The organism is Variovorax sp. HJSM1_2 (genome assembly GCF_049316285.1).
GTDB lineage: Bacteria > Pseudomonadota > Gammaproteobacteria > Burkholderiales > Burkholderiaceae_C > Rhodoferax_B.
This window is the reverse complement of sequence record NZ_JBMOXA010000067.1, coordinates 1-262: the sequence shown is the minus strand read 5'-3', so window position 1 is coordinate 262 and position 262 is coordinate 1. Positions and strand designations below refer to the sequence as shown.

Below are 262 nucleotides of genomic sequence, written 5' to 3'. Positions count from 1 at the left end.
CTCCGTTTTTGGATTTATCTACACCGATGTAATTGGTATTATCTTTTTCTTCATATACCACAGCATCATCAGTTTCCTTAGTGCCTAAACGATGCCTCTTGATTTTCTCACTTAATAAAGTGACTGGATTTTTAGAAGTATAAAATATCGTTTGATTATCCGAAGCCCACACTGCCCCGCCTGAGGTTCTTGCAATACGATCTGTTAATAGTTCGCCAGTTTCTAAATTCTTAATCTGTAAAACATATTCCCTTCTGGATAC

General features: G+C 36.6%; 1 pseudogene. It reads right to left on the bottom strand.

Annotated features, from left to right (window positions below):
• Positions 1-262, bottom strand: a pseudogene (locus ACFQ95_RS25975) (hypothetical protein); the annotation flags it as partial.